The 5,333-nt window shown below is 74.0% G+C and carries 3 protein-coding genes; 1 reads left to right on the top strand and 2 read right to left on the bottom strand.

Translation table 11 applies throughout. The features are described from left to right. Positions 1 to 154 precede the first annotated feature (154 nt). Entirely contained in the window at positions 155 to 2,716 is a 2,562-nt protein-coding gene (locus tag ACSNOD_RS27930) for an ABC transporter permease (protein WP_436769852.1), read from the bottom strand. Then, positions 2,713 to 3,501, bottom strand: a complete 789-nt coding sequence (locus ACSNOD_RS27925; RefSeq protein WP_436769851.1) for an ABC transporter ATP-binding protein — start codon at positions 3,499 to 3,501, stop codon at positions 2,713 to 2,715. The genes ACSNOD_RS27930 and ACSNOD_RS27925 overlap by 4 nt, the downstream gene beginning before the upstream one ends. Positions 3,502 to 3,868: 367 nt before the next feature. On the opposite strand from ACSNOD_RS27925, the gene ACSNOD_RS27920 reads away from it, so the two are divergent. Next, positions 3,869 to 5,333: MFS transporter (locus tag ACSNOD_RS27920; protein ID WP_436769850.1), on the top strand; the 1,465-nt coding region annotated here is incomplete at its 3' end.

Genomic DNA, 5,333 nt, shown 5'->3' with positions numbered 1-5,333 from the left:
CACGTGCACGTGCGCCGCCGAGGAGGTACCCCGGTGCGGCACCGACACCACCCGACCACCGGGCGCACGAACACCACCCCACCCCCGGCCGAAGGCCGGGAAACGCGGCGACGGTCACGTCGCGGACGACCCACAACGTGGACGTCGCCGGAGACTAGTCCGCTATCGCCGTCAGAACGTTCATGCGGCCCGCCCGGAACGCCGGGACAACCGCCGCGGCGAGGCCGACCACCGCCGAGCCGAGGAACACCGCGGTGATCGTGGGCCAGGGGATGCGGAGGACGCCCAGGCCCTCCAGGGCCAGGAGCTGCTGGGCCGTCGCGCCCCAGGCCAGGCCCAGGCCGAGGCCGAGGACCGCGCCGAAGAGGGCGATGACGACCGACTCCAGCCGGATCATGCGCCGCAGCTGCCGCCGGGAGAGCCCGATGGCCCGCATCAGCCCGATCTCCCGCGTGCGCTCGACCACGGAGAGCGCCAGCGTGTTCACCACGCCGAGCACGGCGACGACGATGGCGAGGCCCAGCAGCCCGTAGATCAGGTTGAGCAGTTGCCCGACCTGGTCCTCCAGCTGCTTCTTGTAGTCGGCCTGGTCCCGCACCGTGTACTGCGGGAAGTCCTTCACCGCGGCCCGGAGCGCGGCGTACGCGTCCCTCTCCTGGCCGTCCCGGGCCGTGGCGAGCATCATCGCGTTCAGCGGCATCCGGTCGGCCGGCAGATACCGCGCGGCGGTGGTGACGTTGATGTACATCGCCCCCCGGTCGAGGGTCGTGTCGTCCGAGGTGATGGCGGCCACCGTCAGCTGGGCCGTGCGCCCGCCGACGAAGGCGACGGTGAGCCGGTCGCCGACCTCGACCCCGTTCTCCTTGGCGTACAGATCGCCGACGGAGATCGCGTCGGGCCCGTACGCCCGGGAGAGGTCGCCGGCCACGGTCGTGCGCCGCAGGTCGCGCGGGTAGGTGGGGTCGGCCGCGCTGAGCGTCGCGTACGTGGCGGCGCCGTTCGGCGCGGTCACCCTCGCGCCGACGGGCTTGTACGAGGTGACGTGCTCCAGGCCGCCGGCCCGGCGCACGGCCCGCTCCGCCTCCGGCGTGATGGGCTGGCCGTTGTCGGACTGGACGATGAAGTCGGCGCCGACGGACTTGTCGAGCTGATCGGTGGCGGAGGCCACCATCGAGGAGCCGACGACGGACAGGCAGGCGACCAGCGCCAGGCCGATCATGAGCGCGGCGGCGGTCGCGCCGGTCCGGCGCGGGTTGCGCAGCGCGTTGCGCTCGGCCAGCCGCCCCACCGGCCCGAAGCCCCGCAGCACCACCGTGCCGATGACCCGGATCACGAAGCGGGCCAGCAGCGGCCCGGTGATCACCAGTCCGACGAGGGTGAGCAGCACCCCCAGGCCCAGGAAGAGGGAGCCCTGGGCGGCCTTCGCCGCGGTCGCGGCGGCGACCAGGGCCGCGGCCCCGGCGGCGGTGAGCAGCAGCCCGAGCGCGGCGCGGACCCTTCCGGCCCGGCCGTCCGCCGGGGTGCCGGCGTCCCGCAGGGCGGCCATCGGGGAGATCTTCCCGGCCCGCCGGGCGGGCAGATACGCGGCGACGACGGTCACCAGGACGCCGAGGACGAGCCCGACGACCGGGGTGGTGGCCTTGACGGTGAGCTCGGAGGTGTCGAGCCGCATGCCCAGCTGTCCCATGAGGCCCATGAGGCCGATGGCCAGGCCGACGCCGGCCGCGACGCCGAGCACGGAGCCCACCACGCCCAGCAGCAGCGCCTCCACCAGCACCGAGCGGTTGACCTGCCGGCGGCTGGAGCCAATGGCGCGCATCAGCCCGATCTCCCGGGTGCGCTGGGCGACCAGCATGGAGAACGTGTTGACGATGAGGAAGACGCCGACGAGGAGGGCGATCCCGGCGAAGCCGAGCATCGCGTACTTCAGCACGTCGAGGAAGGAACCGACCTCCTCGGCGGCCGACTTGGCCGCCTCCTCCTTGGTCTCCACCTCGAAGCCGGCGCCGAGGTGGGCGGCGACGGCCCGCTTGAGCTGTTCGTTGGTCACCCCGTCCCGCGCGGTGAGCAGGACGGAGGTGTACGCGCCCGGCTCGCCGAGCAGCACCCGCTGGGCGGTGGGGGTGTCGAAGAAGACGAGCGCGGCGCCGGGGTTGGTGGTCCGGAACGCGGCCAGGCCGCTGATCGTCGCGCTGGTGGTGCCGGTGAAGGCGATGACCCGCACCTGGTCGCCGGGCTCCAGCTTCCGAGCGGCGGCGGTGTCGGCGTCGAGGATCACCTCGTTGGGGCCGCGCGGCTCGCGGCCCCGGACCAGTTCGAGCTGGTCCTTGTCCTCCTCGCCCCAGTTGCCGGCGAGGGTGGGCGCGCCGCTGCTGGGGCTGATGTTCTCGCCCTTGGCGTCGACGAGGGTGACCTGCTCGGAGTAGATGTCGCCGACGGCCGACGCGGCGCCGTCGACCTTCGCCGCCTTCTCCAGGACGGCGGCGGACAGCGTCCGCGGCTTGCCGGTCCGCTGGGCGTTCTTCTCCTCCTGGGGCGTGACCGTCACATCGGAGGCGGTGGAGGAGAAGAGCTTGTCGAAGGTGGTGTTCATGGTGTCGGTGAAGACGAGCGTGCCGCACACGAACGCCACCGACAGCACCACGGCGACGGCGGACAGCGCCATGCGCCCCTTGTGGGCGAGGACGTTGCGCAGCGAGGTTCGCAGAACGGTCACGACACCCGCCCGCGGGCGTCGAAGTGCTTCATGCGCTCCAGGACCAGGTCGGCGGTGGGCCGGTGCATCTCGTCGACGATCCGGCCGTCGGCGAGGAAGATCACGCGGTCGGCGTACGAGGCGGCCACGGGGTCGTGGGTGACCATCACGATCGTCCGGCCGAGCTCGTCGACGGAGCGGCGCAGGAAGCCGAGGACCTCCGCGCCGGCCCGCGAGTCGAGGTTCCCGGTGGGCTCGTCCCCGAAGATGATCTCCGGCTGGGCGGCGAGGGCGCGGGCGACGGCCACGCGCTGCTGCTGGCCGCCGGAGAGCTGGTCGGGGCGGTGCTTGAGCCGCCCGGACAGGCCCACGGTCGCCACGACCCGGTCCAGCCACGCCTTGTCGGGCTTGCGGCCGGCGATGTCCATGGGCAGGGTGATGTTCTCCAGCGCGTTCAGGGTGGGCAGCAGGTTGAACGCCTGGAAGATGAAGCCGACGCGGTCCCGGCGCAGTTGGGTGAGCTTCTTGTCGCGCAGCCCGGTGATCTCGGTGTCGGCGAGGTGTATCCGCCCGGAGGTCACGGTGTCGAGCCCGGCGAGGCAGTGCATCAGGGTCGACTTCCCGGAGCCCGACGGGCCCATGATGGCGGTGAACCGCCCGCGTTCGATGTCGACGTCCACATGGTCGAGGGCGACCACGCGGGTCTCCCCCGTGCCGTACGCCTTGACCACCTGCCGGGCCCGCGCGGCGACGGTCGTATGTCCTCCGCTGCCCCCGGACCTGGGAATCGATACAGCCGTTGTCACGGTGAGTCTCCTGTCTCGGTCGGGGCCGCCCCCGCGGCCCAGGCCAAGGCTAGGGAGCGGCCAGGCCCGCGGCCTCCTCCGCCGGGACGAGGCGGAAAGGAGGAGGGCATGCGGAACTTCCCCTAGGGGGAGGACTTGTCGAGGTGGTCCCCGGCCGCGGCCAACCGCCCGCCGCACCGCCGGGGAAGGGCCACGACCCCTGTCCCACCAGCCGGGCAGGCCGCCTCACCGGGCGCCGCCGGACGGAAACGGTGCGTCGTACACGCGTCGGCGGCGCCGTGCGGGCACCGCCGTACACACTGCCGCACACGCACCGCCGTAAACGCACCGCCGCACACGCGCGGGCGGCGACTTCGAGGGGGGCTCGGTGACCGACACCGCAGGACGGACCGACGACGGCGCGATACCCGGCGGCGACGGCGCGGCGCGCGAGGCGGGCGGAGCGGGCGCCGCCCGGCGCGGGCCGGTGGTCGCCGCCCTGATGCTGGGCATGGCCCTGGCCGCGCTGGACAGCGCGATCATCTCCACGGCCGTTCCGCAGATCGTCGGCGATCTGGGCGGCTTCTCCTTCTTCTCCTGGCTCTTCTCCGGCTATCTGCTGGCCGCCACCGTCACCCTGCCCCTGTATGGCAAGCTCTCCGACACCTTCGGCCGCAAGCCGGTGCTGCTGGCCGGCATCGCCCTCTTCCTGCTCGGCTCCGTACTGTGCGCCGGCGCCTGGAGCATGGCCGCGCTGATCGCCTTCCGGGTCGTCCAGGGGCTGGGCGGCGGCGCGATCCAGGGCACGGTCCAGACCATCGCCGCCGACCTCTACCCGCTGCGGGAGCGGCCCCGCATCCAGGCCCGGCTCTCGGCGGTGTGGGCCACCTCGGCCGTGGCCGGCCCGGCGGTCGGCGGCTTCCTCGCCGCCTGTACGCACTGGCGCTGGATCTTCCTGATCAATCTGCCGGTCGGTGCCCTCGCGGCCTGGCTGCTCGCCCGCCACCTCCACGAGCCCCGGCGGCACCGGGACCGCCGGCCCCGCGTCGACTGGGCCGGCTCTCTCGGCGTCTTCGTCGCCGGCGGGCTGCTGCTGGTCGCCCTGGTGCGGGGCGGGGTCGCCTGGCCCTGGCTCTCCGCGCCCTCCCTCGGCCTCTTCGCCGCCGGCGCGGTGGCCGCGCTCGCCACCGTGCTCGTCGAGCGGCGCGCGGCCGAGCCGGTCATGCCCGGCTGGGTCTGGCGCCGCCGCACCATCGCCGCCGGCAACCTCGCCCTGGCGGCGCTCGGGCTGCTGATGGTGGCGCCCATGGTCTTTCTGCCGACCTACGCCCAGACCGTCCTCGGCCTCGGCCCCGTCGGGGCGGGCCTCGTGCTCGGGGTGCTCTCCCTGAGCTGGCCGCTGTCCGCCGCGCTCAGCAACCACGTCTACGACCGCATCGGCTTCCGGCAGACCGCGATGATCGGCATCGGTGCGGCGGGGCTGGTGCTCGGCGCCTTCCCGCTGCTGCCCTACCCGGGCGCCGCCTGGCAGCCGGCGCTGCTGATGCTGCTCCTCGGCTGCGCGCTGGGGCTGGTGCAGCTGCCCCTGATCGTGGGCGTGCAGTCGACGGTGGGCTGGGCGGAGCGGGGTACGGCGACGGCGTCCGTCCTCTTCTGGCGGCAGGTCGGGCAGAGCGTGGGCGCGGCGGTCTTCGGCGCGGTGGCCAACGCGACGGTCGCCGGGCGCCTGGGCGACGAGGGCGATCTGGAGTCGGTCTCCAGGGCGCTGGCGGGCGCGCGGGTCGCCGAGAACGCGCGGGGCGCGGCCCGGCGCGACGCCAAGGAGTGGCGCGACGAGGCGGCCGCCGCGCTCC

Source organism: Streptomyces sp. URMC 123 (assembly GCF_051386515.1).
Lineage (GTDB): Bacteria > Actinomycetota > Actinomycetes > Streptomycetales > Streptomycetaceae > Streptomyces.
This window is presented reverse-complemented; position numbering and strand designations above follow the sequence as displayed.